At 38.0% G+C, this 2,991-nt stretch carries 3 protein-coding genes; 1 reads left to right on the forward strand and 2 read right to left on the reverse strand.

Translation table 11 applies throughout. The features are described from left to right. Positions 1-316 precede the first annotated feature (316 nt). Positions 317-1,042 carry a hypothetical protein gene (locus tag BO222_RS00425; protein ID WP_143356866.1) on the reverse strand — a complete coding sequence of 242 codons (726 nt, stop codon included), beginning with the start codon at positions 1,040-1,042 and terminating at the stop codon, positions 317-319. A gap of 241 nt (positions 1,043-1,283) precedes the next feature. Next, complete coding sequence (locus tag BO222_RS00430) at positions 1,284-2,024, reverse strand: GNAT family N-acetyltransferase (protein ID WP_083647600.1); 741 nt, start codon at positions 2,022-2,024, stop codon at positions 1,284-1,286. 140 nt (positions 2,025-2,164) lie between these two features. Here BO222_RS00430 and BO222_RS00435 point away from each other — a divergent pair, with 140 nt between their 5' ends. Next, positions 2,165-2,839 carry a MerR family transcriptional regulator gene (locus BO222_RS00435; protein ID WP_075817394.1) on the forward strand — a complete coding sequence of 225 codons (675 nt, stop codon included), beginning with the start codon at positions 2,165-2,167 and terminating at the stop codon, positions 2,837-2,839. Positions 2,840-2,991 lie beyond the last annotated feature (152 nt).

The following is a 2,991-nucleotide window of genomic DNA, read 5'->3' on the forward strand; positions in this document are numbered from 1 at the left end:
GAACGATCCGGGCAGTCTGCCAGACCGTCCAGGTAAGAATAGAAGATTTGGCGATACTGTTTAGGGGATTTCGAATGGGTCAAAATAACCACCTCCGAAATCCTTCGGATTATGGATTAGTTCCGAGTTTCGGTCTGTCAAGTGCTATATTCGGATAATTTATAAACTTTTGAAGCAACTCCACTGCTTGTGTTAAAAATCAAAAAAACGAGGAGCGAATTCCGCATGGAAGACACTCCTTAACTTAATGACATTGCGAATAATACGAATACAAAAAGTCCTGCAACTTTATAGGAAAAAAGTTCAGGACATCCATTTAGATCAATTCATTATCTGAAAAATCATTCCCAATCATAAAGTTTCTTGTCTGATTGACCTGTTCATAGGTAGGAATATTCAGCCGATTTACAGACGATTCATATTTACGGTAGGAAAAGATATTAACTAGTCCCATAATCAAAACAAAGCCTGAAAAGACATTTCCACTGTACAAAAACAGGGTTTCCTGTAATGTTGGATCCGTGATATAGGGGATCAGGGAAAGCCATACGGAAAAGCTGCAGAAAATTGTCTCGGTCAGCGTCGTTCTTTGAATCAGTGAAAAAATTGGATCTTTCTGTTTTCTGGAAAGATTGAGTCCATATCCGGTCATCACGATCTTGGAGAGCGCAAAAATCGAAAAGAGGACGGTTGAAGCATTTCCAAAGTCTGCTGGCTGATTGTTTTCAACCATGTTTGTAAAGATTCTTCCAAGAATCAATCCAAGGATGATCATCAGCATTCCTGAAAGCAGCAAAGTTCCCCGCATTCGATCATCCTGACAGTTCTTAAAATAACATCGAACTGATTTTGCTAAAAAAAACCGCATGAAGGAAAGAAGAGCATAGAAAAATCCCATGATCAGCATCAGATCGGAACGACCCGAGAAACCCAAAGTCAGATGAAAAGTAGCCAGAATCAGGTTGATTACCATACATCCTTCGGTCATCAGCCAGGTTCTTTTATGAATGGGTAAGTCAAAGTACTTCCTAATGAGATCCACAAATCATCATCTCCAGTTCCATTCTTCTCTAATTCCATTGTAAGAGCTTACAGCAAATTTGGTGCAAACTGATTTGCTCAAAAGTAAAAAAAATCAAATTTTGGATCAAATCTAAGGAGATGAAACGATTTTTTTGGAATATTTCATATTCAATAATTGGTGAATGGTAGATTAGATCGATCCCATACTGCTCTTAGGATATTAAATTTTTTATAGATGGAGGAGTCCTTCCTGATGAAAATTAGATCAGCTGGCTGACCTTCCCTTCATAAAGAAAGAAGGACATGAAGCTGCTTTGATTGTTAACGGTCATTTTTTGGTGCTCGCAGGCGACTTGGTGCATTCCTCTTTTTTGATAGAAGTGATAATTGCAGGATGTATCCGTGTAGAGGTAGAAGGATTCAATATTCATCTGCTTCATGGCATCGAGTGCACTTTCAAATAGTTTTTTCCCTAGACCTAATCCACGAACAGATACATCCAAAGCAAAGAAGCGTATCTGTGCATCAAAATCTTTAGCCACTTTTTTTCTGAGGATCACATCCGTAGAATTAACGCTGCCAAATAGTTTGGATGCCTGACGTCCATCTTTGCTTAGCGGTAAGGAGACGATCGCTTTGATTTGATTCCATCTGCGAATAAAAGGTCTGTACTTTATTCGTTCATCCATGATCATAATTACGCCAACCGGTTTATTGTCCCTTTCGATAACGATGGTATGATCCGAATCGGCTTCTACGCTTGTTAAGAAGACTTCAGCGAGCTGATTAGCTGCCTGTCCCTTGCAGAATTCATCATAATGCCAGGTCTTTCGAATGATGTTTCGTAAAGCAGGGCGGTCATCCTGCTTTATAGGCCGCATGATTAAAGCGGACCCTTTTTCATTTAAATTTTGCTGTCTGCTTTTAACTGCAGGTATATTCACAGAATTATTTTGAGAACTCTGGTTTGTTTCAAATTTAATCATTTCTTTGTTGCTCATTGTTTTTCTCCATTTCTTTTCGTGATCGATTGAAGTCTAAAGGTTACAGCAGGTGTAAACTCAAGAGGAAAAGAAAGATTTTTTGTTTTTTTTTCAAAGAATTGGAGAATGGCTCTTCAATCAGGCAGGAAAGATAATTTATGAATGATACAGCGAAAAAACAGAAGGACAAACAGACTGTTGAAAACGGTCACGATCAGCTGAATTCTTTTCATTCAAATATTGGAAAAAGAATTCAGGATGGGTTATCTGATCAGGATTTGATGAAGATTATGCCTAGTCTTATGAGAGCTAAGCAATTTGCTGCATTTCGTGGAGGCAACATTCGGACTCTTCATTACTACGATGATAAGCAGATCTTTCAACCAGCCATTCGAAGTGAGTCAGGCTATCGATATTATTTACCGGATCAATCCATAACGTTTGAATACATCAAAATGTTAAAGGAAATGAATTTGTCTCTATCGGAAATTGAAGACTATATGAAAAATCCAAACGAAGATAAATTCTGTACAATGCTTGAAGATAAACTCGATGAAGTCCATCGGGAAATGGAACAATTGAAGCATAAAGAGCGGTTCATAAAGAGAAAACTCAAAGATCTGAAGGCTTCAGATGAAAAGAATCTAAATCAGATAACAATCGAAATGCAGCAAGGACATAATCGTTTTGTCTATGAAAATAAATTTGATGAAAGTGACCTGGAGCTTCATTTTAGGCAGGCTTTTCAGTTTATCCCAAAAGAATTACTTTCCATGGGACTTGGGTCTTTTCACAATCCATTAAAACCATGGGCTCATAACAGTTTCAAGTAATCACATAGTATGTAGTTCATTCTAGAAATATCTCGTGTTCCACCTGTGAAAACGGTATTATTATTATAGTGGAGGCAGTATCCATGGCATTGATGAAAATTGGAGAATTCGCCAAAGAACTTGGTGTTTCTGTACAGCAGCTCCGGGACATG

This window comes from Ileibacterium valens, assembly GCF_001945525.1.
GTDB lineage: Bacteria > Bacillota_I > Bacilli_A > Erysipelotrichales > Erysipelotrichaceae > Ileibacterium > Ileibacterium valens.

Bases quoted from the DNA above. Each gene is read 5' to 3' on its own strand.
- BO222_RS00430 (WP_083647600.1), bottom strand. From the start codon at position 2,024: ATGAGCAACAAAGAAATGATTAAATTTGAAACAAACCAGAGTTCTCAA.
- BO222_RS00435 (WP_075817394.1), top strand. From the start codon at position 2,165: ATGAATGATACAGCGAAAAAACAGAAGGACAAACAGACTGTTGAAAAC.